Consider the following 25,491-nt stretch of genomic DNA (forward strand, 5'->3'; position numbering starts at 1 on the left):
GGGTATCGAGGGTTCGAATCCCTTCCTCTCTGCTGTTATTTTTATTTTTTTATTGTATTTTTTTTATATCTTTAACACTTTAATTAACTAATAAAATTAAGATTTAGAACATGAAAAGATTATTTTCTATCCTTGCCATTACAGGAATGATGGCTTTTGGAACTGTTAACGCAACTACAAATGCAAACACAAGTACAGTTGCAACAACTGTAGCAAGTATGACTCAAGACGATACTGCGGAACCAGCAGAGGAACTTGGGTTTCATCAAGAATTAAAAAAGAGATTTATTGAAGGGGGTCCTGGATTTATGGGGATTGTATTGTTATGTTTAATTCTTGGTTTAGCAATTGCTATTGAGAGAATTATCTTTTTAAACCTTTCTACTACAAACACTAAAAAATTAACTCAAGCGGTAGAAGATGCTTTATCTTCTGGAGGTGTTGAAGCTGCAAAAGAAGTTTGTAGAAACACAAAAGGCCCTATCGCTTCTATTTATTACCAAGGTTTAGATAGAACTGATGAAGGTTTAGACGCTGTTGAAAAAGCTGTTGTGGCTTACGGTGGTGTTCAAATGGGACAATTAGAGAAAAACGTATCTTGGATTTCATTATTTATCGCATTAGCGCCGATGTTAGGGTTCATGGGAACGGTAATTGGTATGATTCAAGCATTTGATAAAATTGAAGCTGCTGGAGATATGCAACCATCACTTGTTGCAGGTGGTATTAAAGTGGCACTTTTAACAACGGTATTTGGTCTTGTTGTGGCGATGATTTTACAAGTTTTTTATAACTATATTATTGCTAAAATTGATAGTATTGTTAATGATATGGAAGACGCTTCTATTACGTTAATGGACTTATTAATTAGAAATAAAAAATAATTAAAAAAAAACGAATAAATCATGGATTTACATAAAATACTAAAGTATTTTGCATACGCCTGTGGTATTATTGGTGCCGTATTAGCACTTCTAATAATAACAGGTTCAGAGGGCATGATAGATAACATTTTATATGTTACTTATGTTGTGCTTTTCGTAGTACTTGCATTAATACTTATATATGTTGTAAAAGGCATATTTTCAGGAAACATTAAAAAAACTTTAACCACTGTAGGATTGTTTTTAGGAGTCATCTTGATTTCTTACTTTATATCTTCTGGAACAGATTTGGATTTAAAGCAATTTAATGACAAAGGTTTAGGTATTACTGAAGCAGTTTCTAAAAATGTAGGAGCAGGGTTGTATGCTTTCTACTTCCTTTCGGTTACTGCTATTATAGCAACATTCCTTTCGGGTTTAAAAAAATTATTAAATAAATAGATTATGGCAAAAAGAGCAGCACCAGAAGTAAATGCAGGCTCCATGGCCGATATCGCGTTCTTATTATTGATATTTTTCTTAGTAACAACAACAATTGAAACGGATGCAGGTATTAACCGTAAATTACCTCCAATTGAGGACAGTAATGAAAACGTTATTATTAAGCAGAAAAACATATTTACTGTTTTATTAAATGGTAAAGATCAATTGTTGGTAGAAGATGAGATAATGGAGCTTAAAGATTTGAGAAAAGCGGCTATTGAGTTTTTAGATAATGGCGGCGATGGTACTTGTAACTATTGTAATGGAAAAAGAGATGTTGAGTCTTCAGACAATCCAGACAAGGCCATTATTTCTTTAAAGAACGAACGTGAAACTACCTATAAAACGTACATTGCTGTTCAAAATGAATTAGTAGCGGCGTATAACGATTTGAGAAACATAAGAGCTCAATCTTTATATGGGAAATCGTTCTTGGAAATGGAAGCGAATCTTAATGATGTTAACTGGCGAGGGGATAAGACAAGGTTGAAGGAACAAGTTGAGCAAATAAAACTTGAATATCCTCAAAAACTTTCTGAAGTACAATAATTAAAATTTAACACATTATTATGGCTAAATTTAAAAAGAAACAAGGAGGCGAAATGCCAGCGATATCTACTGCATCATTACCCGATATTGTATTTATGTTATTATTCTTTTTTATGGTTGCAACTGTTATGAGACAGAATACCTTAAAGATTGAGAATAATTTACCATATGCTGATCAGGTTGAGAAGTTGGATAAGAAGGATTTGGTTATGTACATTTACGCAGGTAAGCCTAGTGCAAATTATAAGAATTATGGTACTGAAACTAGAATTCAACTTAATGATGACTTTGCCGATGTAAAAGACATAGCTGCATTCATAGCTGCAGAGCGTGCTTCTAAAAGAGAAGAATTAATTCCTTTTTTAACTACTGCTTTAAAAGTGGACAGTGATGCAAATATGGGATTGATTGGTGATATTAAACAAGAATTACGAAAAGTTAATGCACTTAAAATAAGTTACACCACTAAAAAGGGTAGTGTATTTCAAAATAAATAATTTTTATTTTCTTAATTTTATAAGAAAGACGTTTTGTTTAATCAAAACGTCTTTTTTATTTTTAAAAGCTTTCTTGGTAAAATTATAGTTTATTTAAGCATTTGTGATTATATGAAGTCTCTTTATTTTCGTCTTTTAATTCTTTTATGTGGATACTTAGGGTTTCCCCAGCAGGACAGTCTGTCCTCGATTTATACTTCTTATAAGGAGGACCAATTTTATATTGGAACAACCTATAATTTATTAGGTAATAAGCCAGAAGATTTATCGCAAAAGGGTTTTTCTAGTGGCATTCATTTTGGAATAATTAAAGACATTCCGTTAAATAAAGAAGGAAACATTGCATTAGGTATTGGATTGGGGTATTCTTTAAACTCTTTTAATCAAAACTTATTTATCTCGGTTGATGATAATGATGTTGTTAGTTATGAGATTTTGGAGTCTAGTTACACCAAGAATAAATTTTCTACTCAATTAATTGAATTACCATTCGAGTTTAGGTGGCGTACCTCTACAGCCACTGAATATAAGTTTTGGCGTATTTATACTGGTTTTAGAATAGGGTATATGGTAAATAGTATTGCCAAGCACAATGGGGATTTAGGAGTCTTTAAATTCAAGACTATTGAGGACTTTAATAAGTTTCAGTATGGATTAACCTTAAGTGCTGGATACAACACCTGGAATTTACATTTATATTATGGTTTAAACCCAATATTTTCAAGTAATGCTACTTTGGAAGGTGAACCCATTGATAGTAATGTGTTAAAAGTTGGCTTGATGTTCTATATCTTGTAAATTACTATAACCAGTGATTTACTAAAATAAACTGAGGAATAGCACCAACGAAAAAGCCCATAATTAATTCCATGTAATTATGTGCTTTGGTATGTAATCTAGAAGTAGCAACAGCACCCAATATTATACTCATAAGGGCGAGAGTTCCTGTAATGTTAATACTAAAGTGTATGCTTAAGGCTATAAAGAACATAAATAAACCTGAAATAGATATCATATGTATACTTGCTTTAAATTTGAAAATTGCCAAGAACAAACATGCCATTGTAGAAATTAATATACCAACAAAAAAATAGTATAATTCTACAATTTGAGCTTGCGATAAAATTCTAACAATAACGATTAATATTATGATACAATTAATAGCTAAAGGGTAAATGCGCTCGTTAGTGGTTTTTAAATAAATAGTGTCTACCTTTCCCAAGGTTTTTAATAAATAGTACGTTAGAATGGGTAAAACAATGGTTAGTATGCCTATTGATATCAATTTAGCATACATAACTTCTTCAGGGATAAAGCGGGGCGATTTATGAAAATAGAATATCACCCCAAGTATGGGCATTATAATAGGATGAAAAATAAATGAAATACTTCTTAAAATGCGATCCATTATATTTTTTTGCGTAAACGTGCAACAGGAATATCCAGTTGCTCTCGGTACTTTGCAACCGTTCTTCTAGCAATAGGATAACCTTTATCTTTTAAAATGGAAGCCAAGGTGTCATCTGTGAGTGGCTTTCTTTTGTTTTCTTCTTCGATTACAGTTTCTAATATTTTCTTTATTTCTCTTGTGGAAACATCTTCACCTTGATCATTTTTCATAGATTCCGAGAAGTAATCCTTCACTAATTTTGTACCGTAAGGAGTATCAACATACTTACTATTTGCAACTCTTGAAACGGTAGATACATCCATAGAAATTTCATCAGCTATATCTTTTAAAATCATTGGTTTTAAGTTACGCTCATCTCCGGTTAAAAAATATTCAGATTGATAGTGCATAATTGCACTCATTGTAATAAATAAGGTTTGTTGTCGCTGTTTGATGGCTTCTATAAACCATTTGGCAGCATCGAGTTTTTGTTTTATAAAAAGAACGGCATCTTTTTGTGATTTTGATTTGTCTTTAGAATCTTTATAGCCTTTAAGCATATTATTGTATTCTCTAGACACATGAAGCTCTGGGGCATTTCTTCCATTTAATGTTAATTCTAATTCGCCATCAACAATTTTAATAGCAAAATCAGGTACAACATGTTCTACTATTCTATTGTTTCCAGAATAAGAACCACCTGGTTTTGGGTTTAAATGTTCAATTTCGTGAATGGCATCTTTGAGTTGAATTTCTGTAACATCAAATTTTTGAAGTAATTTATCGTAATGTTTTTTTGTAAATTGCTCAAAGGCATCATCAATAATACTAATTGCCAATTCGGTATCAGGTGTTTTTTCTTTTCGGTGTAATTGAATGCTTAAACATTCTTGCAGGTCCCTAGCGCCAACTCCTGCAGGGTCTAAGTTGTGAACAATTTTTAAGACTTTAGCAATTTTTTCTTCAGTTGTATAAATACTTTGGGTAAATGCCAAGTCGTCCATGATATCAGCTAATGAACGACGTATATAACCACTTTCATCAACACTACCTACCAAGAATTCTGCGATGTCCTTTTCTTCATCATCCAATCTATAGGTGTTTAATTGGGCTAATAGATGTTGGGTAAACGAAGTTCCTGCGGCATAAGGCATGGTTTTTTCCTCATCGTCATTACTGTAGTTATTGGCTTGAGTGCGATAATCGGGAATTTCGTCATCGCTTAAATATTCATCAACATTAATATCATCATTTCCTATTGTTTCAGAATCGTCAAAATCATCATTGGTATTATCAAAATCCAAATCAAAGTCACTTTCAAGTTCTTCTTTTCCGCTTTCAAGAGCTGGATTTTCTTCCAATTCTTGCTTTAAGCGCTGCTCGAAAGCCTGCGTTGGCAACTGTATCAATTTCATTAATTGAATCTGCTGCGGCGAAAGCTTTTGCGATAGTTTAAATTGTAAATGTTGCTTGAGCATATTATGATTAGGTTTCTGTAAAAATATAAAACATTTTTTTAAAAAAGACCCCACGGTTTTAAAAACGGGTGAGGTCTTGTATTATTTAAAAATTGAAAATTATATTATTTAAAAGGAATGTTTTATTTAGGTTAAACTAGAATTCTGCATTTTGAGGGGTTCTAGGAAATGGAATAACATCTCTAATATTACTCATGCCCGTAGCAAACATTACCAAACGCTCAAAACCTAAACCAAAACCAGCATGTATAGCGGTTCCGAATTTACGTAAATCTAAGTACCACCATAAATCCTCTTCTGGTATATTGATAGCGGCCATGCGTTGTTTCAGCACTTCTAAGCGTTCTTCACGCTGCGCTCCACCAACAATTTCGCCTATACCTGGGAATAGAATATCCATGGCGCGTACGGTTTTACCGTCATCATTTAAACGCATGTAAAAAGCTTTGATGTTTGCTGGATAATCAAATAAAATAACTGGACATTTAAAGTGTTTTTCAACTAAAAAACGCTCATGTTCACTTTGTAAATCGGTACCCCAATCTTTTATTGGATATTTGAATTTTTTCTTCTTGTTAGGTGTGCTGTCGCGTAAAATATCAATAGCCTCCGTATAACTTACACGTTTAAAATTGTTGTCGGTTACAAAGTTTAATTTTTCTATTAACGTCATTTCGTTACGTTCAGCTTGAGGTTTCGCTTTGTCTTCGTCCTGCAAACGCTTATCTAAAAATTCTAAATCTTCTCTGTTATTTTTTAGAATATATTTTAGAACGAATTTCATAAAATCTTCGGCTAAATCCATATTTCCAGCCAAATCCATGAATGCCACCTCAGGTTCTATCATCCAAAATTCGGCAAGGTGACGAGATGTATTTGAATTCTCTGCTCTAAATGTTGGTCCAAAGGTGTAAACTTTACCTAAAGACATGGCGTAGGTTTCAGCTTCTAATTGGCCCGAAACTGTTAAATTAGTTTCTTTTCCGAAGAAATCTTTAGAATAATCAACATGCCCAGCTTCATTCAAAGGCGGTTTTTGAGCATCTAAATTTGTAACCCTAAACATCTCTCCGGCACCTTCGGCATCACTTCCTGTAATGATAGGTGTGTGAACGTAGTAAAAACCGTTTTCATTAAAATATTTATGAATGGCATACGACAAAGACGAACGCAAACGCATCACAGCACTAAATGTGTTGGTTCTAGTACGTAAATGCGCATTTTCTCTTAAAAACTCGAATGAGTGTTTTTTTGGCTGAATAGGGTAAGTTTCAGGATCGGAATCTCCCAATACTTTTAATTCTTTTACTTGTATCTCAACGCTTTGCCCTTTTCCTTGACTTTCAACCAATTCACCTTTAATGTGTATAGCTGCGCCTGTAGTTATGCGCTTTAAAAGTGTTTCGTCAAAGTTTTCAAAATCAACAACACATTGAATGTTATTAAGTGTAGAACCATCGTTTAAAGCAATAAATCTATTCGCTCTAAAAGTTCTTACCCATCCTTTTATATCAACTTCAGAACTAACAAAATCTTTTGATAGCAAGTCTGAAATAGTACGTTTTTGCATAAGTTTTAAAATTTATAATGTAAATATAAAGGTTTCAATTCTGAAAATTCACATTCCAAATTCCAAAAGTTGATAATAATTGAAATTTAGAATTTATTAAAATTTGGAGTCCTCTTCTTCTATTTCGTCATCCTCGGGAATGATGTTAATAGTAGGTTCTCTTAATACCTCTTTATTAGCAATACTGCGCTCTAACGATAATAATAAAGAAGGAAGTAGCAGTAAGTTTGATAACATGGCGAACAATAAGGTAGCCGAAACTAAAGCACCTAATGCTACTGTTCCACCAAAACTGGAAATGGTAAATACGGAAAACCCGAAGAATAAAACAATGGAAGTATAGAACATACTTACGCCTGTTTCACGAAGTGCCCCATATACCGAGGTTTTTATTTTCCAGTTATTAGCCTGTAATTCTTGGCGGTATTTTGCTAAGAAATGTATGGTATCATCTACTGAAATACCAAATGCGATACTAAACACTAAGATTGTTGAAGGTTTAATAGGAACGCCTAAATACCCCATTAATCCTGCTGTTACCAAGAGTGGGATTAGGTTAGGAATTAGTGATACAACAATCATTCTTGCCGAACGGAACATGTAAGCCATAAATAGTGCTATTAAAAAAATAGCAAGTGAAAGTGAAATAGCTAAATTTTTAACTAAATAGGTGGTGCCTTTTTGAAACACTAAGGCTTTTCCCGTCATGGTAACTTCGTAACGTTCTTTAGGAAAAACTTTGTCTATTTTAGTTTGAATATCTTCTTCAATACGTTCCATTTTATCGGTACCAATATCTTTCATAAAAGTGGTAATACGTGCGTATTGCCCTGTACTGTCTACGAAGTTTTTAAGCAAATCAACATTGGAAGTTGAGTTTTTTGCATACGATAATATAAAGCTATTTTCCTGAGATGTAGGTAATTGATAAAAATTGGTATTGCCATTATAGTAGGCTTGTTTGGAGTATTTCACTAAATCGACTACCGAAATTGGTTTAGATAATTCAGGAATTTCATTAATTAATTCCTGTAATTCATCCATGCGCTTTAAGGTAGCCAGTTTCATAACCCCTTGTTTGCGCTTGGTATCAATCATAAACTCTAAAGGCATGATACCGTTAAATTCTTCTTCAAAGAATCGGATATCATTCACAAATTCAGAGTCTTGGGGCATGTCTTCAATTAAACTTCCCGAAATTTTTATTTGGTAGATACCAATGATACTCACAATTAATAAAACCAATGCTGTAGAGTATATAGCAATGCGTTCATGTTTAACCATACGTTCCATCCAGTTTACAAAACCACCAATCCAACGTCTATTTAAATGTTCTAAATGGCGGTCTTTTGGATAAGGTAAAAAGGTGTAAATAATAGGAATGATTAACAAGCATAAAATGAAAATAGCCAGGATACTTAATGATGCAACAATGCCAAATTCTTTTAAAAGCGTACTTTCTGTTAGGATGAAAGTCGCAAAACCAGATGCCGTAGTAACATTGGTCATTAAAGTTGCATTTCCAATTTTTGTAATAACACGTTGTAAAGATTTTACTTTATTACCATGTAGTTTTACCTCGTGTTGGAATTTGTTAATAAGGAAAATACAGTTGGGAATACCTATAACGATAATTAAAGGAGGAATTAGGGCTGTTAAAACTGTAATTTCATAATTTAAGCTACCAATGATACCTAAAGTCCACATTACACCAATGCACACAACCACCAATGAAATAAAAGTGGCTCTAAACGACCTGAAAAAGAAAAAGAAAATAAGGGAGGTTACAAATAATGCCGCTAGTACAAACCAAACAATTTCATCAACTATTAATTGGGCATTTAGGGTTCTAATGTAAGGCATTCCTGAAGCACGAACATCTAAATTCGTAGCTGCTTCAAAAGCTTCAATTTTTGGAATGAAATCGTTAAGTACAAAATCCTTTCTAGCCGAAGTATTCACAATGGCTTTGTCAAGATAAATAATAGTTCTTATTGTCTTAGTTTCTTTGTTGAATAAGAAATTGTCGTAAAATGGGTATTGGTTAAAGAGTTCATCCTTCAGTTCGTTTATTTGAGGAATGGAAGCAATAGAATCTTTTATGAATGGTTGTAAGGTGAATTTTTGGTGAAGTGTATCCTTTACTAACTTTTGAAGATCCTTAACCGATATAACAGTTTCAACTTCATCGTATTTTTTAAAACTATCAGCTAATTTATTCCAAGCATTCAGTTTTTCAACGGTAAGTAAGGTGCTGTCTTTTACTCCGATGATAATTAGATTGCCTTCTTCGCCAAAAGTATCTAAAAAATTATTGTAAGTTATATTTACTTCGTTATCGTCTGGCAGTAGGTTAGCTTCAGTATTGGAAAAACGCATATTTTTCCATTGTGTACTAAACAAAACTGTTATAATGAGGATACTTACAAGAATTCCAATTTTATTGCGTAAAATTAACCTTGCGATAACGTCCCAAAAATCTTTGGTAAAAAGTTTTAACATGCCTTAAATAAAAGTTGGGCAAAGGTAGAAAAAATGAGGGTAATACCTCATAAAGTCAAGTTAAATGTAAACTTAAAAGCAACATTATCATCAATATCTGGTAAGTGGTAAGCACCGTAGCGGTAGGTAAAGCTTAATCCAAATCCGAAAAGTAGTTTATTGATTTCAAAACCCGATTCTGTATAGCCTTTATCTAAAGAACCAAAGCTTGTATTTTGATGTCGTTCAGGTTCCTTTACATCACCAAGCGCATAACGGGTAATTAAAACGAGTTGCGGCTTGTATTGTTGGGTAATATTAAATGGTTTTAAATAATGTTTTAATTGAACCGTAGCAAACTTATCAGAAAAAAATTCATTAAAAAACATGGTTTCAAAACTGTTAGTACCAGCCACCGAAAACCGCTGCATTATAGTTTCTTTGGTAATATTGTTAGGGTAAGCGTGGTATAAATGCGTTAGCGGAATATCGCCATTCGCCATTCCTGCAACCAAAGTGATTTCTGATATATTACCGTCACTTTGTCTTATTTGATGAATAGTCCTGAAGTCTAGTTTTGAAAAGCTTAAATCTCCTTGAAACACATCTGTAATACTTTTGGTGTATTGTAGGGTGATTTCTGGAAATTCATTTTTTGAGTTTTTTGATGCTGTTTCTGATAATTTTGATGGTTTTAAGGGTTTCCACTGTAAGGCTAGTTTCGCAATACTCAGGTCGAAAATATTTAGCACGCCATTATCGGTAACAAAACCATACCCATAAGTAGGAATGATATCGCTTACAGAGAATTCGGCTACGGTGTTTAGGTTGTTGGCAATTTGGTGTTCGAGGCCAGCTGTTCTGGTAATGTGATGGTGAAATAAATTAATATTAAGTAATCGCGGTTCAAAAAATTGGAAAACTCTTTGGTCTGTTAAAAATTTAGTGCTTCCGGTTTCCTGCAAATCATCTGTATAAGACAGTGTTAACCAAGTGTTTTTTTCTTTATTTAACTTTAAACTACCAGCAATACTGTATTTGAATCGGTCATCCCGAAACCCATAAACCACATAATTATTTAAACGAATGCGTTTTGAAAAAGCATCACTGGTGGTTCCACCCAAACCAGTTCGTATACCTTCATATTGGTTGTACTTTATTAGGTAGCGTAAATCGAAATTGAAATATTTAGTAGGAATGAAGCCATTGGCAAGCCCTTTAACAAAAGCATTTCTTTTAATAGAATCTTGTGAATGTTCAGGCAAGTTTTCTTCAACAGATTGCCCTTGCAACACAAAATTTGCAAAAAATAGGGCACAAAAAAACATGCGATTTTTGAACATAGCAACAATAAGTGGTTAAAGGTTTATAAAAAAAAGCGACAAACATGTCGCTTTAAATTACACAGTCATAATTTCCTTTTCTTTGACTTCGAAAAGGTCATCAATCTTCTTAACGTATTTATCAGTTAATTGTTGTACATCTACCTCTGCATTCTTTTTTAAATCTTCCGAAACATCTTCGGCCTTTTTAATGTCGTTATTCGCATCTTTTCTGGCAGAACGTACACTAATTTTAGCGTCTTCAGCCTCAGATTTAGCTTGTTTAGCTAAATCACGACGACGTTCTTCCGTTAAAGGTGGTACACTGATGATGATGAAATCGCCATTATTCATTGGGTTGAAGCCAAGATTTGCAATTTGAATGCCTTTTTCAATTTCTTGGATCATCTTTTTCTCCCATGGTTGTACTGTAATGGTTCTACCATCCGGTGTATTAACGTTGGCAACTTGTGAAAGAGGTGTTTGTGCACCATAATAGTTTACCATAACGCTTCCTAACATGGCAGGACTAGCTTTACCTGCACGAATGTTAACAAATGCCTTTTCTAAGTGCTTAATAGCAGCATCCATAGATTCTTTTGCTGTATCTAGGATAAATTGTATCTCTTCGTTCATAAATTCAAACTTTTTTCAATCAATTATTCAAAAATTGCGCCAAGTATTACATGTTTACTTCTGTTCCAACTTTTTCACCGGAAACTACTTTAAGTAAATTTCCTTTTTTATTCATATCAAAAACAATGATTGGCAATTGGTTTTCTTGGCTCAAAGTAAACGCCGTTGTATCCATAACTTTCAAGCCTTTTCGCAATACATCGTCGAAAGAAATAAAGTTGAATTTAATGGCATTCGTGTCTTTTTCCGGGTCGGTATTGTAAATTCCATCAACACGTGTTCCTTTTAAAATCACGTCGGCTTCAATTTCAATAGCACGTAAAACAGCCGCCGAATCTGTAGTAAAATAAGGGTTTCCTGTACCACCACCAAAAATAACAACACGTCCTTTTTCTAAATGACGCATCGCTTTACGTCTAATAAAAGGCTCTGCTACTTGGTTTATGTGTACAGCAGATTGTAAGCGTGTAGGTAAACCAGCGTCTTCTAAAGCGCTTTGAAGTGCTAAACCATTTATAACGGTAGCTAACATACCCATGTGGTCTCCTTGAACACGATCCATACCATTGCTGGCACCTGCAACTCCTCTAAAAATGTTTCCACCGCCAATTACTATGGCAACTTGTACACCTAAATCTGTTATCGATTTTATGTCTTGAGCGTATTCGGATAAACGTTCTGGATCTATACCGTACTGGCGTTCTCCCATTAGAGCCTCACCAGAAAGTTTTAAAAGAATTCTTTTATATTTCATGTCTGTTTTTGAAAGTTTAGCAAAATTACACTTTTTTTTATTGTTTACCGAAAACCAATTTGTCAAAATAAAGGTAACAGAAAAAATATAAATAGTGTTTTAAAAAATTGGAGTTCCTTTTTTTAAACAAAAAAACCACTACGCTTTAAAAGGTAGTGGTTTTATTATTGTTATTCCTGTTCACACAGGGGCTCTGGTTTTACCCTAAAGCAACACGTTTAAATCCAGAAATAGCAACATCTCCGTAAGATGCAACATATTTAGCAACATTTATTTTATCATCTTTAATGAAGTTTTGATCTAATAAACATTGTTCTTGATCTAAAGTTGTGTTATCTGAAATAAAACGTTCAATTTTACCTGGTAAAATTTTGTCCCAAATTTGTTCTGGTTTTCCTTCAGCTTTTAATTGTGCTTTAGCTTCTTCTTCGGCTTTAGCTAATACTTCAGGCGTTAGTTGTGCCATAGAAATGTATTGAGGAACATTTTTAAGCGTTTTTCCTAAACGTCCTAATTCTTCGTTATCTTTTTCAATAACAGCAATTCTAGCTTCTAATTCTGAAGCAATAAAAGCAGGATCGAAATCTTTGTAAGATAATGTAGTTGCTCCCATTGAAGCTACTTGCATTGCAACATCTTTAGCTAAAGTTTCAGCATTTTTCACGTTAGCTGTTAAACCAACTAAAGCAGCAATTTTGTTAATGTGAACATAGCTACCTACGTAAGCTGCTTCTAATTTTTCAAAAGCATTGATATCTAATTTTTCACCAATAACACCTGTTTGTTCAATTAATTTATCAGCAACAGTCATACCACCAAAATCGGCAGCTAATAATTCTTCTTTAGTGTTGTAGTTGAAAGCCAAATCAGCTAATTCGTTTGCTAATGCAACGAAGTTTTCGTTTTTACCAACAAAGTCAGTTTCGCAACCTAAAACAATTGCAACACCTACTGTATTATCTGCATTAACTTTAGCGATTGCAGCACCTTCAGAAGACTCACGGTCTGCTCTGTTAGCAGCTACTTTTTGACCTTTTTTACGTAAAACATCAATAGCTTTATCAAAATCACCACCAGCTTCAACTAAAGCTTTTTTACAATCCATCATTCCTGCACCAGTAGCTTGTCTTAATTTATTTACTTCCGCTGCTGTAATTTTTACTGTAGATTCCATATATTTTTAAAATTTAAAAAAGTCGTTCAATATTCCTAAAAAGAAAATAATTAAACGACTTATTTGTATTGTGAAATTGTTAATTATTCTTCCTCGTCTGTCACAACAGCTTTAGAAGCACGTTTTTTAGTAGGTGCTACTGCTGCGTCATCATCTTGGTCTGTATCTTTGTCTGCTTTTCTATCAGCTAAACCTTCAGCGATAGCAGCTGTAACATAAGATAATACTTTATCGATAGATTTAGAAGCATCATCATTTGCAGGTATCACATAATCAACCTGACGTGGATCAGAGTTGGTATCAACCATCGCAAAAATAGGAATGTTTAATTTTTGAGCTTCTTTAATAGCGATATGCTCACGTTTAATATCAACTACAAATAATGCACCTGGTAAACGTGTCATGTCTACAATAGATCCTAAGTTTTTCTCCAACTTAGCTCTTAAACGATCTACTTGTAAACGTTCTTTTTTAGAAAGCGTCATGAAAGTTCCGTCTTTCTTCATTCTATCAATCATAGCCATTTTTTTAACAGCTTTTCTGATAGTAACGAAGTTTGTTAACATACCACCTGGCCATCTTTCTGTGATGTAAGGCATGTTAATTGCTCCAGATTTTTCAGCAACGATATCTTTTGCTTGTTTTTTTGTAGCAACAAATAAAATTTTACGACCTGATGCTGCAATTTTAGCAAGTGCTGCTCCAGCTTCGTCAATTTTAGCTGCTGTTTTATAAAGGTTTATAATATGGATGCCATTACGCTCCATATAAACGTAAGGAGCCATGTTTGGATCCCACTTACGTGTAAGGTGACCGAAGTGTACACCTGCTTCAAGTAATTCTTTTACTTCTACTGCCATTTTTTTAATAGTTTACGTTCTGTTGAATTAGCAATGTTCCTATAAAGCTTAAAGCTTAAGGCTTCATTTAGATGCTAAACTAAATCCTGTTTTATTAGAACTAGGACAACAATAACTGAGTTATTTTTTTTGTTTGATTTGAAATTTATATTGAAAAGACACTACGTTTATGTTAAGTGTGACCAGCCAATAAAAATATCGAAATCTGGTATTAACGTTTAGAGAACTGGAATTTCTTACGCGCTTTTTTCTGACCGAATTTTTTACGCTCTACCATTCTTGGATCTCTTGTTAATAACCCTTCTGGCTTAAGAGTCAGTCTGTTTTCAGCATCTACCTCGCACATAGCGCGAGAAATTGCTAAACGAACAGCTTCTGCTTGTCCAGTGATACCACCACCTAATACATTTACTGTAATATCAAAGTTGCTATCATTGTTAGTCATAACTAAAGGTTGCTTTACTTTGTACTGTAAAGTTGCAGTAGGGAAGTAAGCAGTTATGTCTTTTTTATTAATCGTGATGGCTCCAGTACCTGAAGCTACATACACACGAGCAACAGCCGTCTTTCTACGGCCAATTTTGTGAATTACATCCATTATTTGAATTCGTTTAAGTTAATTGTTTTTGGTTTTTGCGCTGCATGAGCATGCTCTGTACCAACAACAACTGTTAGGTTACGGAATAAATCTGCACCTAATTTGTTTTTAGGTAACATTCCTTTTACTGATTTTTCTACTACTCTTGATGGGTCTTTCCCAAATAATTCAGTAGCAGTTAAACTTCTTTGACCACCTGGATAACCTGTGTGACGAATGTACGTTTTATCGTTCCACTTGTTTCCTGTTAAGTTGACTTTTTCCGAGTTGATAACAATTACGTTATCACCACAATCAACGTGTGGTGTGAAGCTAGGCTTGTGTTTTCCTCTTAAAAGTTTTGCAACTTTTGAAGCTAAACGGCCCAAAGACTGTCCTTCAGCGTCAACTAAAACCCACTGCTTATCTGCAGTTGCTTTATTGGCTGAAATTGTTTTGTAGCTTAATGTGTCCACGTTATTAATTATTTTTATTAAACATTCCTCTTTCAAAAAGAGTTTGCAAATTTACATGAATTTATTTGATTGACAAATAATAAATTACAATCTTTTTTTTGAATTTTAAAAGCTTTATTAAAAAGCAGTTATGTGAAAATTTATTTTAATTTGAAGATTGATTAAAATAAAGTATACCCAAATATTAAGGATGATGAATTGTAAGATGATGTATAATGGATTAATTGATTAACAATATTTCTTTTTGAATGAAATCTTAATTCAACAATGTATTTATTTTTAAATTTATAACCAACTCCTACAGCTAGGTTTAAGTCGGGTGCTATTACAAGTTCTTCAAGAAGGATGTCGTTCAATTGTTTTAATATGTATGATTTAGATGTGAAATCTAATATTAAAGAGGCATTTAAGAAAATTGAAGATGTAGTATTTATATAGGAATAATGTCTTACCGTTATCGGCATTTCTAGGGAATTATAATTCACATTAAAAGTCTCACTTAGAGATCCTACCGTTTGAGTTGTTATATTAGATTTATATCTTTGATATGTAGGTTCAAGAGAAAGAGTCCATTTGTTGTTAAGGAATGGAAATAATAATTCAGCTTCAATACCTATTCCTATAATGGTTTTATTTCCAAAATCATATGTTTTTAAATATGATTGATTGCCTGTTTCAGTTAAGGTTAAAGAAGTATTATTTATTCTAGGACGTAGGTTAATATTAAAGATTTTTTGTTTTTTTAAATAAATGGTGGTTTCTGAATTTTGACATTCGTTGTACTTTACAAAAAACTTGATTAACTCATTTTTTTCATATTTTAAGTTTATCGCATCATCAAAATTGAGTGATGAGCACTTTAGGTTGTTAAATAATTGCTCTCCGTAAGCTTTGTTTTCCCTTTTTGTTTTAAAATTTTCCGGAATGTATATCTTGTAAATTAGTTGTTGGGGTGCCGAATTATTGGTGGAAAAAAAGAAAGTTTCATGGTCTTTTTCGTTGTGAGAATACAAAACCGCTTCACCTTCAACTAAAACTTTTAATAACACTACCTCACTTTTAAATGTGTAATCTTTATTTCTTTCATTTTGAGGGCTTGGTTTTCCAATTTCAACCGTTGCTTTGATAAATTTGTATGAATTGTATATGCTGAATTCTTTTACCTGGTTAAGATTTAAGGTTTTAATTTCAGAATCTTGATTCAATTTATATTTAATAGTTTCTGTAGAGCCTTGAATACTGTTGTTTTTTAATAAACACTCTACTTTATTCCCTAAATCGTCAATAAAATATCCCTTTTCAAATTTAATTTGTGAAAAAGCATTTAATGTTAAAAATAATGCAATATAAAAAGAGAAAAGTTTTTTCATTCTTTATGTTTTAATCTGTTAAATTGAATTTTCATGGGGTTTTCAAATGTAGGTTATTTTGCGTTAAATTTTCAGAATAGTTTCTTATGTTTAGCAAAGAATTTTATTTTTTGAAAATGAAAATAGTATCTAATTAAGTGTGTCTGAAAAACAAGCAAAAATTAAGGTTTTGAATATTGCTTTTCATTGGAATTTGAAAGTGTTTTGGTTTATTAAGTTTATAATTTAAATTATCTTAATATTATTTATTTAAATAGATTATAGATATGGCCTAGGGTTTCCAAGAATAGATTCTGAATTTATCTGATTACAAGGTTAATAATGTATAAGAAGCGATTTTTGTGTATTTTTGCATCGTGAAACAAGAGTTAAAACTTTCAGATTGGTTACCTACCACTAACAAAGAGGTGAAAATTCGCGGATGGGATGCCATTGATGTGATTTTATTTAGTGGTGATGCCTACGTGGATCATCCATCGTTTGGGCCTGCCGTTATTGGTCGTATTTTAGAAAGTTATGGCCTTCGGGTTGCTATTGTGCCACAACCAAATGTAAACGACAATCTTCAGGACTTTGTAAAAATGGGAGCTCCGAAATTGTTTTTTGCAGTTACAGGTGGTTGCATGGACCCAATGATTAGCAATTATACAGCAAGCAAAAAGAAACGAGATAAAGATGCATACACCCCTAATGGCGATATTGGTTTTAGGCCCGATTATGCTACTACCGTGTATTGCAATATTTTAAAGGATAAATGGCCTGATGTGCCTATTTTAATTGGTGGTATTGAGGCGTCGTTGCGCCGTGTGACGCATTACGATTATTGGAGTGATAAGTTGATGCCTTCTATTTTAGAAAGTTCGAAGGCAGATATGTTAGTGTATGGCATGGGCGAACAGCCTTTGCGTGAAGTGGTGCGATTGTTACAAAAAGGGGTGCCTTTTAAGAATATTAATACGGTGTTGCAAACGGCACTTTTAGTGCATAATGAAGCTGATATACCTAAAAATAGTAATTGGGAGGATGTTGAAATTGCGTCCCACGATAGATGTTTGCAAGATAAGAAAGCCTATGCTTCCAACTTTAAAATAATAGAGCAGGAAAGTAATAAGTTGGCGGCAAGACGTATTTTTCAGAAAATTGGTAATAAAACCTTAATGATTAATCCGCCGTATCCAACGATGACGGAAGATGAAATTGATGCGTCGTTTGAGTTGCCTTACACCAGATTACCACATCCAAAATACAATAAACGTGGGCCTATTCCTGCCTATGAAATGATTAAATTCTCCATCAACATCCATCGTGGGTGTTTTGGTGGCTGTAGTTTTTGTACTATTTCGGCACATCAGGGTAAATTTATTGCTTCTAGAAGTCAGGAGTCTGTTTTACGTGAAGTTGATATTGTAGCAAACATGCCCGATTTTAAAGGGTATTTGAGTGATATTGGTGGCCCAAGTGCGAATATGTATAAAATGAAGGGAAAAGTACAGTCTATATGCGATAAGTGTGTAGCGCCATCATGTATTTCGCCTGTTATTTGTAGTAACCTTGATACATCGCATAAACCTTTAACGGAATTATATCGGGCAGTTGATAGTCATCCGAAAATTAAGAAATCATTTATAGGAAGTGGTATTCGTCATGATATGCTAGTGCCGGAATTCAATAAGAATGCCGACCCAAAAGAGCTTGATGATTACACGGAAGAAGTGATGACGAAGCATATTTCTGGTAGATTGAAAGTAGCACCAGAACATACCAGCGACCCCGTTTTAAAGTTGATGCGAAAACCATCGTTTTCGTATTTCCATAAGTTTAAAGAACGTTTTGATAAGATTAATATTAAGAAAGGGTTGAACTTGCAGTTGATACCTTATTTTATATCAAATCATCCAGCATGTGAAGCTGAAGATATGGCGAATCTTGCTGCCGAAACCAAGGATATGGGTTTCCAGTTAGAGCAAGTTCAAGGATTTACACCAACACCTATGACGGTGGCTACGGTTATTTATTATAGTGGTTACCACCCATACACGCTTAAAAAAGTAAACACGCCTAAAACACAAAAAGAAAAAGATGAGCAACACCGTTTTTTCTTTTGGTATAAAAATGAAAATAAAGATTGGATTCGAAAAACCTTAAATAAATTAGGGCGTCAAGATTTGTTGAAAGTGCTATTACCAGAAAATGATAAATGGCGTAAAAACAAACCAAGCGGAGATGCTAAACATACTTTTGATGATGCCGTTCCGTTTAATAAACGTAAGAATAAGGTTAAATTTCAAGGGGGGAAGAAGAAGCGATAATGAGTATTTCTTCTTTGTTAAACATGTAATATTTCCAAAGTCTCCTTTTAGGAGACTTTCTTATTTAATAGGGGTAGTGGAAAAATAAACTAAAATGCGTTCTAAAAACTAAGTGGATGCAAATTCACGAGAACAAATGTTTTCTCAAGTAAGGTTTTAAAGTGCTGCTTTTAATTCTTCATTTGAAAAGGTTTTTAAGAAAACAACATATGCTTCTTGAAGACTTTGTTTTTTAGTGTCCTAATGAATAATAAAATTTGGTAATTACACATAGTCGTGTGGATATGTTTAGGGTTTTGTTTTATATTATTACTCCGATAGGACTTTGGAGAACTGACTTATCACAATAATTAATACCCCAAAATCTCTTTTTCCAACAAGAAAAGTATTTTTTTATCTTTTTCAGTTAGTTCTTTTGATACCTCTTCTGAATTAAAATGTAGTTTAAACGAATAGATTGCATCTTCAATATTTATTGTGTTATATCCAATGAGTTTGAGAGCTTTTGTAGTATCAAAACCGTCTTTAAGTTCTATTTGGTTCACTTGTGTTTCGTCGTACCAAATTCCATATCCACTTTGCGCTAATATTTTCCATGGGAAAAAGGCGCTCGGATCTACTTTTCTGCCAGGTGCAATATCGGCATGGCCTATAATATTTTTTTTTGGAATGTTGTATTTTTCTGTTAATTTATCTAAAAGTCCAATTAAACTATTTATTTGTGAGTGCGAGAATTCTTCTGCGCCATCATTATCCAACTCAACACCTATAGATACACTATTTATGTCGCTTACATGTCCCCAGTTTCCATTTCCTGCATGCCAACCACGCAATAAATCATTTAGCATTTGGGTGATAGTACCATCATCACATATAACATAATGCGAGCTTACTTGGGTGCGTTTGAGAGCAAATGTCTTATAAGTTTCTTCGCAGCTGTTTTGTTCGGTATGGTGAATAATAATAAAATTAGGCTTTCGTAAATTGAAATTTTGTGATTCAATAACATTTACAATTCTATTATTAATAGTGTCTGTTTGGATATGTTTTAAACTTTTACCAAAGGTTTTAGCCTGCTTTTTGTAAGCTAAAGTAGAGGCTTTATATATGTTTTTAGAACAGCTAGCCAGTAGTAAACAAATAAAAAGTGCTTTTAAATATTTCAAAATCATATAATTTAATGTGCTTCTAACCAATCATTTCCAACACCCAGTTCTACATCTAACGGTACTTCCAGTTTATAGGCGTTTTCCATTTCAGTTTTAACAAGGGTTTTAATGGTTTCCAACTCTGGTTTGTAAACATCGAACACTAGCTCATCATGCACTTGTAAAAGCATTTTGGTTTTGAAATTACCAGCAGTTAGCTTTTCATAGATATTTATCATGGCAATTTTAATAATATCGGCAGCACTACCTTGTATGGGAGCGTTTACTGCATTACGTTCGGCAGCACCGCGAACTACGGCATTTCTGGAATTGATATCATTCAAATAACGGCGACGACCTAAAACGGTTTGTACATAGCCATTTTCACGCGCAAAATCTATTTGTTCACTTATGTATTTTCGGAGTTTTGGGTAAGTTTCATAGTAAGTGTCAATTAATTCTTTAGATTCACTTCGAGATAAATCGGTTTGATTACTTAATCCAAAAGCAGATACCCCATAAATAATTCCGAAATTCACAGTCTTTGCGTTGCTACGTTGTTCGCGAGTAACTTTCTCTAATGGTACATTAAACACTTTCGAGGCGGTACTTGCATGAATATCTTCCCCATTTTTAAAAGCGGAAATCATTGTTTCTTCATTACTCAAAGCAGCAATAATACGGAGTTCTATCTGTGAATAATCTGCAGCAAGTAAAACATACTCTTCGCTTCGCGGAACAAACGCTTTGCGCACTTGGCGTCCACGTTCTGTACGAATTGGAATATTTTGAAGGTTAGGATTGTTACTTGATAAACGTCCCGTAGCCGCAACTGTTTGCATATAATCGGTATGAACACGGCCAGTTGAAGGCTCTACTTGGGTTGGTAATGTATCAACGTACGTACTTTTTAATTTGGATAAGCCTCTGAAATCTAAAATGTACTGAATTATCGCATGATCCTTCGCTAAATAACTTAAAATGTCTTCGGAAGTTGCATATTGTCCTGTTTTGGTTTTTTTAGGTTTATCAACTAGCTTTAATTTATCAAATAATATATCTCCCAATTGTTTTGGAGAAGCTATATTGAATTCCTCGCCAGCTTCGGTATAAATTTTTGTTTCTAAAGATTTTATATCGTTGTTTAACTGTTCTGATAACGAATTTAAAAAAGCTTCATTTAAATTAATACCTTCTAATTCCATAGCTGCTAATACGCGGAGTAATGGAATTTCAATTTCGTCAAATAGTTTTTGGGTATTAGCATGGCCTAATTCCGTTTCAAAATGCTCTTTAAGTTGTAATGTAATATCGGCATCTTCTACAGCGTATTCTGTCTGTTTTTCTAACGGAACATCGCGCATGGATAATTGGTTTTTTCCTTTCTTGCCAATTAAATTTTCAATAGAAATTGGTGTGTAATTTAAGTAGGTTTCTGCCAAAACATCCATATTATGGCGCATGTCTGGGTTTATTAGATAATGCGCTAACATGGTGTCGAACAATTTTCCTTTTACTGAAATGTTGTATTTAGCCAAAACTTTAATATCGTATTTTAAATTCTGACCAACTTTTTCAATAGTTTCACTTTCAAAAAACGGACGCAATTGCTCCATCAGTTCTTGAGCTTCGTCCTTATTTTCTGGAAATGGCATATAAAACCCTTTCCCTATCTCCCAGGAAAAGGCGATACCAACCAATTCTGCAGTAATGGGATTTAATCCGGTAGTTTCAGTATCAAAACATACCGAAGTCTGATTCATTAAATTTTTAATAAACAGCTTGGTAGCCATGCCAGAAGCAACACTTTGATAAAAATGAGAGCTTGTTTCGGCTGTTTTGCGTAAAAATGTAGCTTCTGTTGATGCTTCCGGAGAAGCGCCTGTTGCTCCAAATAAAGAGAATTGTCCGGCACCAGCCGAAGCAACTTCTTTTGGTGTTATTTTTACATCTGAGGCTCCTGAAGCAGTTTCATTTGAATTAGTTGTAGCTTCAACGGAAAATGTTTTTTCAAAATTGGAAAGCAATTGGCGGAATTCCAAATCCATGAAAATTTCGGTAACTTTTGGTAAATCAGGTTGGTCTAATTCAAAATCCTTGGCATTAAAAACAACAGGAACATCCAGCATAATGGTAGCAAGTTTTTTAGAGAGTAAGCCTAACTCTTTAGCGCCTTCAATCTTTTCTTTCATTTTACCTTTTAGCTCGTGGGTGTTGGCTAATAAGTTTTCCATACTGCCATATTGCGCTAACAGTTTTTTTGCTGTTTTTTCGCCAACACCAGGAAGTCCTGGGATGTTATCGCTAGAATCGCCCATCATACCTAAAAAGTCAATTACTTGTAACGGGTCTTGAATTTCAAATTTTTTCAGAACCTCAGGTATTCCCCAAACTTCATAACCGCCTCCAAAAACAGGTCGGTACATGAAGATGTTTTCAGAAACCAATTGAGCAAAATCTTTATCGGGTGTTACCATAAAGGTTTTATAGCCTTCTTTTTCAGCTTGCTTTGATAGGGTACCTATAACATCATCGGCCTCAAAACCTTCCTTCACCATAATGGGAATGTGCATGGCTTTTAGTATTTCTTGAATGTATGGAATGGCAATTTTTATTGCTTCAGGTGTTTCGTCTCTATTGGCTTTGTAAGCTTCAAACATTTCAACCCTATCGGTGCTTCCGCCTTTGTCGAAACACACCGCTAAATGATCCGGTCGCTCACGTTTTATTACATCTAAAAGGGAATTCATAAAACCCATAATGGCAGAAGTATCTACACCTTTGGAATTAATTCTTGGATTTTTTATAAAAGCATAATACCCACGAAATATTAAAGCGTAAGCATCTACTAAAAAAAGACGTTTTTGATTGGACATTGTTATTGAAATATTATAGTGAAACTAACTTGTAATTTGTGCGTTGTTAAAACCTTTAAATTTAAACAAAGTCTTAACTGTGCTCACAAATACAAGAAACCAAAACTACGAAAACTATTTCTGATTTATGGTTTATCCTGCACGATTGCCATTATTTTTAACCAACAGCTAATCCTAAAGCCCACTATCAAAGGTTTAACAGTTTCATAAGAAAAAAGGGCTATCGAAATTACTAACTTTACAAATTAATTTAGAATATATGCTTCGTTGGATTGTTTTTATTATTGTTTTTGTGATTCTCGATCTTTATGCCTATCAGGCATTTAAAACTGTATCAAAAAGCAATTGGTCTCATATAACATATTGGATTATTTCATTTCTAGTAGCAGGTAATTTCATATTTAATTATTACGGTTTAAATAGGCGTGATGGGTTTACGCACGCTCATGCTTATGCTTTCGGTTTTTTGGTTGCCATAGTAATACCTAAAATGGTTCTTTTTGTAGGAATGTTTGCTGAAGATGTTTTTAGAGTGCCTCAGGCAATTTTTAGATACTTTACGGCTAATGAAGCACCTAAAGAAAGTTTTTTTGCATCGCGTAGGCAGTTTGTTAGCCAAATAGCTTTGGGTTTAGCGGCTATTCCTTTTGCATCGGTTTTGTACGGTATCTATAAAGGAAAATATAATTTTAAAGTTTTAAAATATAGTCTAACTTTTGAAGATTTACCAGCATCGTTTGATGGTTATAAAATCACCCAGATAAGTGATATTCATTCGGGTAGTTTTGATGATATTGAAAAAGTAAAATATGCTGTAAACTTAGTAAATGAGCAGGAAAGCGATGTTATTTTATTTACAGGCGATATGGTTAATAATACAGCTGATGAAATGCATCCATATATAGATGTTTTTAGTAAACTTCAAGCTAGGGATGGTAAATATTCGGTATTAGGAAACCATGATTATGGTGATTATGTTAAATGGAATTCGGAAGCTGAAAAGCATCAAAATTTAGAAGATTTAAAATCGATACAAAAACAAATAGGCTTCGATTTATTATTGAATGAACATCGTTATTTAAAAAGAAATGGTGAACGAATAGCCTTATTGGGTGTTGAAAACTGGGGTACAGGCGGTTTTAAACAAGAGGGCGATTTGAAAAAGGCTTCACAACATATAACCAATGAAGATTTTAAGGTTTTAATGAGTCATGACCCGACACATTGGGAGCGTAAAGTGGTGAACGATGACTATCACTATCATTTAACTTTAAGTGGGCATACACATGGTATGCAGTTTGGGATAGAGATACCAGGTTGGTTTAAATGGAGTCCAGCAAAATGGCGCTATAAATATTGGGCAGGTATTTACAAAGAACTTGGTCAATACATAAATGTGAATAGGGGGTTTGGCTATTTGGCTTTTCCTGGTCGTGTTGGGATTTGGCCAGAAATAACCGTTATAGAACTTAAGAAAGGAACGCCTACTGCATAGTTTTTTGCTGTTTTTTATGTTAATTTGGTTGGAGTAAATTCATAATATACATTATAAATTGGGTGTTTATTGATATTTTCGAAAAATTGCGTAGGTTTGTATAAGTACGTTTGACTAATAAACAATATAGTATGTCAAAATTTGGGGAATTAATTGATGTAGAAATTCCTGTTCTGTTAAATTTTTTTACAGATTGGAATGATCAATCCACTGCAATGCATGCCGTTTTAAGAGACGTAGCTGCTGCATTAGGAGATAAGGCAAAAGTTATAAAAATTGATGTTGAGAAAAATGCAGAACTTGCAGAAGCTTTGCGTGTAAAAACGTTACCAACATTAATAATATATAAAGGGGGCGAAATGAAATGGCGCCAAAGTGGTGAACAAGATGCTAATACGTTAATTAGTATCGTTCAAAGATATCTTTAATTTATAATAGAGAGGCCTTAATTAATGGTTTTATAACACGTTGATTAAATTCATAAGGACCTAAAAATAAAACCTTTTTCACTAAAATAGTCTAATACTTTAGGAAGTGTATATTGCATGTTTCTAGATGCTTTTACACTGTCGTGAAATACTACAATACTGCCATTTTTGGTGTTCGATATAACATTTTTTAAGCAGTTTCTTTCGGCTACAGTTTTATCCCAGTCAAAAGACAAAACATCCCACATAATTATTTTGTAATCTAGTTCCAATAATTTTTTGCCTAATTTAGGGGTAATTTGTCCATAGGGAGGTCTAAAAAGATTAACCCTTGGGGATTGATGACTAATAACTAACTTAGGTGTAGAGTGAATTTTGGAAAGAGAAATTTGTTTGTTAATTACTCTTTCTGCTTCAGTTAGATTTTCTAGATAGTCATTGGTTTTAGTTTTCCAACCTTTAAGATGGTTGTTGGTGTGGTTGCCAATAGTATGACCGTCAGCTAATATGTTTTGAAAAATTTCTGGGTATTCTTCTACATTTTTTCCAATACAAAAAAAGGTAGCCTTCGCACTATATGTTTTTAGGGTTTTTAAAGTCCAATTAGTGATTTCTGGCGTTGGGCCATCATCAAATGTAAGATATATAATATTATCATTGGTTGCCACGTCCCAAACGTAGTTTGGGAACAGTTTTTTGGCAACTAATGGTGTTTTTACTGGTGTTAAGGTCAT

The 25,491-nt window shown here is 33.6% G+C and carries 23 protein-coding genes; 8 read left to right on the plus strand and 15 right to left on the minus strand.

Annotation, left to right across the window (positions count from 1 at the left end):
- The first annotated feature begins 110 nt into the window (after positions 1-110).
- The 5 genes from ABYI63_RS03805 to ABYI63_RS03825 all read left to right on the plus strand — a co-directional run bounded on the left by ABYI63_RS03805 (position 111) and on the right by ABYI63_RS03825 (position 3,211).
- On the plus strand, positions 111-884 hold the full coding sequence (locus ABYI63_RS03805) for a MotA/TolQ/ExbB proton channel family protein (RefSeq protein WP_372753610.1): 774 nt from the start codon (positions 111-113) through the stop codon (positions 882-884).
- Positions 885-905: 21 nt separating this feature from the next.
- Positions 906-1,325, plus strand: a complete 420-nt coding sequence (locus ABYI63_RS03810) for a hypothetical protein (protein WP_372753612.1) — start codon at positions 906-908, stop codon at positions 1,323-1,325.
- Between the two features lie 3 nt (positions 1,326-1,328).
- Positions 1,329-1,916, plus strand: coding sequence for an ExbD/TolR family protein (locus ABYI63_RS03815; protein WP_372753614.1), 588 nt, complete (start codon positions 1,329-1,331; stop codon positions 1,914-1,916).
- A gap of 20 nt (positions 1,917-1,936) precedes the next feature.
- Entirely contained in the window at positions 1,937-2,413 is a 477-nt protein-coding gene (locus ABYI63_RS03820; RefSeq protein WP_372753616.1) for an ExbD/TolR family protein, read from the plus strand.
- 111 nt (positions 2,414-2,524) lie between these two features.
- Complete coding sequence (locus ABYI63_RS03825; protein ID WP_372753618.1) at positions 2,525-3,211, plus strand: porin family protein; 687 nt, start codon at positions 2,525-2,527, stop codon at positions 3,209-3,211.
- Positions 3,212-3,215: 4 nt separating this feature from the next.
- Here the strand turns inward: ABYI63_RS03825 and ABYI63_RS03830 are convergent, their stop codons facing one another.
- The 12 genes from ABYI63_RS03830 to ABYI63_RS03885 all read right to left on the minus strand — a co-directional run bounded on the left by ABYI63_RS03830 (position 3,216) and on the right by ABYI63_RS03885 (position 16,501).
- The gene (locus ABYI63_RS03830) at positions 3,216-3,821 is read right to left on the minus strand and encodes a hypothetical protein (protein WP_372753620.1); all 606 of its coding nucleotides are present in this window, start codon (positions 3,819-3,821) and stop codon (positions 3,216-3,218) included.
- Positions 3,821-5,281, minus strand: a complete 1,461-nt coding sequence (gene rpoN / locus ABYI63_RS03835; RefSeq protein WP_372753622.1) for an RNA polymerase factor sigma-54 — start codon at positions 5,279-5,281, stop codon at positions 3,821-3,823. Before rpoN ends, ABYI63_RS03830 begins: the two co-directional genes overlap by 1 nt.
- Positions 5,282-5,417: 136 nt before the next feature.
- Positions 5,418-6,851, minus strand: a complete 1,434-nt coding sequence (asnS, locus tag ABYI63_RS03840) for an asparagine--tRNA ligase (RefSeq protein ID WP_372753624.1) — start codon at positions 6,849-6,851, stop codon at positions 5,418-5,420.
- A gap of 96 nt (positions 6,852-6,947) precedes the next feature.
- A complete protein-coding gene (locus ABYI63_RS03845; RefSeq protein WP_372753626.1) occupies positions 6,948-9,353 on the minus strand; it encodes an RND family transporter in 2,406 nt (801 codons plus the stop codon).
- A gap of 47 nt (positions 9,354-9,400) precedes the next feature.
- On the minus strand, positions 9,401-10,660 hold the full coding sequence (locus ABYI63_RS03850; protein WP_372753628.1) for a hypothetical protein: 1,260 nt from the start codon (positions 10,658-10,660) through the stop codon (positions 9,401-9,403).
- A 72-nt stretch (positions 10,661-10,732) separates the two neighbouring features.
- The gene (gene frr, locus ABYI63_RS03855; RefSeq protein ID WP_372753630.1) at positions 10,733-11,290 is read right to left on the minus strand and encodes a ribosome recycling factor; all 558 of its coding nucleotides are present in this window, start codon (positions 11,288-11,290) and stop codon (positions 10,733-10,735) included.
- A 46-nt stretch (positions 11,291-11,336) separates the two neighbouring features.
- Positions 11,337-12,044, minus strand: a complete 708-nt coding sequence (gene pyrH, locus ABYI63_RS03860; RefSeq protein ID WP_372753632.1) for a UMP kinase — start codon at positions 12,042-12,044, stop codon at positions 11,337-11,339.
- A gap of 199 nt (positions 12,045-12,243) precedes the next feature.
- Positions 12,244-13,218, minus strand: coding sequence for a translation elongation factor Ts (tsf, locus tag ABYI63_RS03865; protein ID WP_372753634.1), 975 nt, complete (start codon positions 13,216-13,218; stop codon positions 12,244-12,246).
- An 83-nt stretch (positions 13,219-13,301) separates the two neighbouring features.
- A complete protein-coding gene (gene rpsB / locus ABYI63_RS03870; RefSeq protein ID WP_372753637.1) occupies positions 13,302-14,078 on the minus strand; it encodes a 30S ribosomal protein S2 in 777 nt (258 codons plus the stop codon).
- 211 nt (positions 14,079-14,289) lie between these two features.
- Positions 14,290-14,676: a 30S ribosomal protein S9 gene (gene rpsI, locus ABYI63_RS03875; protein ID WP_372753639.1), complete on the minus strand. Its 387-nt coding sequence runs from the start codon at positions 14,674-14,676 to the stop codon at positions 14,290-14,292.
- A complete protein-coding gene (gene rplM / locus ABYI63_RS03880) occupies positions 14,676-15,131 on the minus strand; it encodes a 50S ribosomal protein L13 (RefSeq protein WP_372753641.1) in 456 nt (151 codons plus the stop codon). Before rplM ends, rpsI begins: the two co-directional genes overlap by 1 nt.
- Before the next feature lie 161 nt (positions 15,132-15,292).
- On the minus strand, positions 15,293-16,501 hold the full coding sequence (locus ABYI63_RS03885) for a hypothetical protein (protein ID WP_372753643.1): 1,209 nt from the start codon (positions 16,499-16,501) through the stop codon (positions 15,293-15,295).
- Positions 16,502-16,857: 356 nt separating this feature from the next.
- Here ABYI63_RS03885 and ABYI63_RS03890 point away from each other — a divergent pair, with 356 nt between their 5' ends.
- The gene (locus ABYI63_RS03890) at positions 16,858-18,810 is read left to right on the plus strand and encodes a YgiQ family radical SAM protein (RefSeq protein WP_372753645.1); all 1,953 of its coding nucleotides are present in this window, start codon (positions 16,858-16,860) and stop codon (positions 18,808-18,810) included.
- Between the two features lie 350 nt (positions 18,811-19,160).
- On the opposite strand, the gene ABYI63_RS03895 is transcribed toward ABYI63_RS03890, so the two are convergent.
- Both ABYI63_RS03895 and polA read right to left on the minus strand, forming a co-directional pair.
- The gene (locus ABYI63_RS03895) at positions 19,161-19,982 is read right to left on the minus strand and encodes an N-acetylmuramoyl-L-alanine amidase (RefSeq protein WP_372753647.1); all 822 of its coding nucleotides are present in this window, start codon (positions 19,980-19,982) and stop codon (positions 19,161-19,163) included.
- A gap of 5 nt (positions 19,983-19,987) precedes the next feature.
- Positions 19,988-22,834, minus strand: a complete 2,847-nt coding sequence (gene polA / locus ABYI63_RS03900) for a DNA polymerase I (RefSeq protein ID WP_372753649.1) — start codon at positions 22,832-22,834, stop codon at positions 19,988-19,990.
- A gap of 259 nt (positions 22,835-23,093) precedes the next feature.
- On the opposite strand from polA, the gene ABYI63_RS03905 reads away from it, so the two are divergent.
- The gene (locus tag ABYI63_RS03905) at positions 23,094-24,329 is read left to right on the plus strand and encodes a metallophosphoesterase (RefSeq protein WP_372753651.1); all 1,236 of its coding nucleotides are present in this window, start codon (positions 23,094-23,096) and stop codon (positions 24,327-24,329) included.
- A 131-nt stretch (positions 24,330-24,460) separates the two neighbouring features.
- Positions 24,461-24,757 (plus strand): thioredoxin family protein, encoded by a 297-nt coding sequence (locus ABYI63_RS03910; protein WP_372753654.1) that lies wholly within the window; start codon positions 24,461-24,463, stop codon positions 24,755-24,757.
- Between the two features lie 50 nt (positions 24,758-24,807).
- Here the strand turns inward: ABYI63_RS03910 and ABYI63_RS03915 are convergent, their stop codons facing one another.
- On the minus strand, positions 24,808-25,491 hold the full coding sequence (locus ABYI63_RS03915; protein ID WP_372753656.1) for a polysaccharide deacetylase family protein: 684 nt from the start codon (positions 25,489-25,491) through the stop codon (positions 24,808-24,810).

Source organism: Mariniflexile sp. (genome assembly GCF_041583155.1).
GTDB lineage: Bacteria > Bacteroidota > Bacteroidia > Flavobacteriales > Flavobacteriaceae > Mariniflexile.

What these genes read in the sequence shown, in the direction of transcription:
- ABYI63_RS03805 (WP_372753610.1), top strand. Translation starts at nt 111, where the DNA reads ATGAAAAGATTATTTTCTATCCTTGCCATTACAGGAATGATGGCTTTT.
- ABYI63_RS03810 (WP_372753612.1), top strand. Translation starts at nt 906, where the DNA reads ATGGATTTACATAAAATACTAAAGTATTTTGCATACGCCTGTGGTATT.
- ABYI63_RS03815 (WP_372753614.1), top strand. Translation starts at nt 1,329, where the DNA reads ATGGCAAAAAGAGCAGCACCAGAAGTAAATGCAGGCTCCATGGCCGAT.
- ABYI63_RS03820 (WP_372753616.1), top strand. Translation starts at nt 1,937, where the DNA reads ATGGCTAAATTTAAAAAGAAACAAGGAGGCGAAATGCCAGCGATATCT.
- ABYI63_RS03825 (WP_372753618.1), top strand. Translation starts at nt 2,525, where the DNA reads ATGAAGTCTCTTTATTTTCGTCTTTTAATTCTTTTATGTGGATACTTA.
- ABYI63_RS03830 (WP_372753620.1), bottom strand. Translation starts at nt 3,821, where the DNA reads ATGGATCGCATTTTAAGAAGTATTTCATTTATTTTTCATCCTATTATA.
- rpoN (WP_372753622.1), bottom strand. Translation starts at nt 5,281, where the DNA reads ATGCTCAAGCAACATTTACAATTTAAACTATCGCAAAAGCTTTCGCCG.
- asnS (WP_372753624.1), bottom strand. Translation starts at nt 6,851, where the DNA reads ATGCAAAAACGTACTATTTCAGACTTGCTATCAAAAGATTTTGTTAGT.
- ABYI63_RS03845 (WP_372753626.1), bottom strand. Translation starts at nt 9,353, where the DNA reads ATGTTAAAACTTTTTACCAAAGATTTTTGGGACGTTATCGCAAGGTTA.
- ABYI63_RS03850 (WP_372753628.1), bottom strand. Translation starts at nt 10,660, where the DNA reads ATGTTTTTTTGTGCCCTATTTTTTGCAAATTTTGTGTTGCAAGGGCAA.
- frr (WP_372753630.1), bottom strand. Translation starts at nt 11,290, where the DNA reads ATGAACGAAGAGATACAATTTATCCTAGATACAGCAAAAGAATCTATG.
- pyrH (WP_372753632.1), bottom strand. Translation starts at nt 12,044, where the DNA reads ATGAAATATAAAAGAATTCTTTTAAAACTTTCTGGTGAGGCTCTAATG.
- tsf (WP_372753634.1), bottom strand. Translation starts at nt 13,218, where the DNA reads ATGGAATCTACAGTAAAAATTACAGCAGCGGAAGTAAATAAATTAAGA.
- rpsB (WP_372753637.1), bottom strand. Translation starts at nt 14,078, where the DNA reads ATGGCAGTAGAAGTAAAAGAATTACTTGAAGCAGGTGTACACTTCGGT.
- rpsI (WP_372753639.1), bottom strand. Translation starts at nt 14,676, where the DNA reads ATGGATGTAATTCACAAAATTGGCCGTAGAAAGACGGCTGTTGCTCGT.
- ABYI63_RS03885 (WP_372753643.1), bottom strand. Translation starts at nt 16,501, where the DNA reads ATGAAAAAACTTTTCTCTTTTTATATTGCATTATTTTTAACATTAAAT.
- ABYI63_RS03895 (WP_372753647.1), bottom strand. Translation starts at nt 19,982, where the DNA reads ATGATTTTGAAATATTTAAAAGCACTTTTTATTTGTTTACTACTGGCT.
- polA (WP_372753649.1), bottom strand. Translation starts at nt 22,834, where the DNA reads ATGTCCAATCAAAAACGTCTTTTTTTAGTAGATGCTTACGCTTTAATA.
- ABYI63_RS03905 (WP_372753651.1), top strand. Translation starts at nt 23,094, where the DNA reads ATGCTTCGTTGGATTGTTTTTATTATTGTTTTTGTGATTCTCGATCTT.
- ABYI63_RS03910 (WP_372753654.1), top strand. Translation starts at nt 24,461, where the DNA reads ATGTCAAAATTTGGGGAATTAATTGATGTAGAAATTCCTGTTCTGTTA.
- ABYI63_RS03915 (WP_372753656.1), bottom strand. Translation starts at nt 25,491, where the DNA reads ATGACCTTAACACCAGTAAAAACACCATTAGTTGCCAAAAAACTGTTC.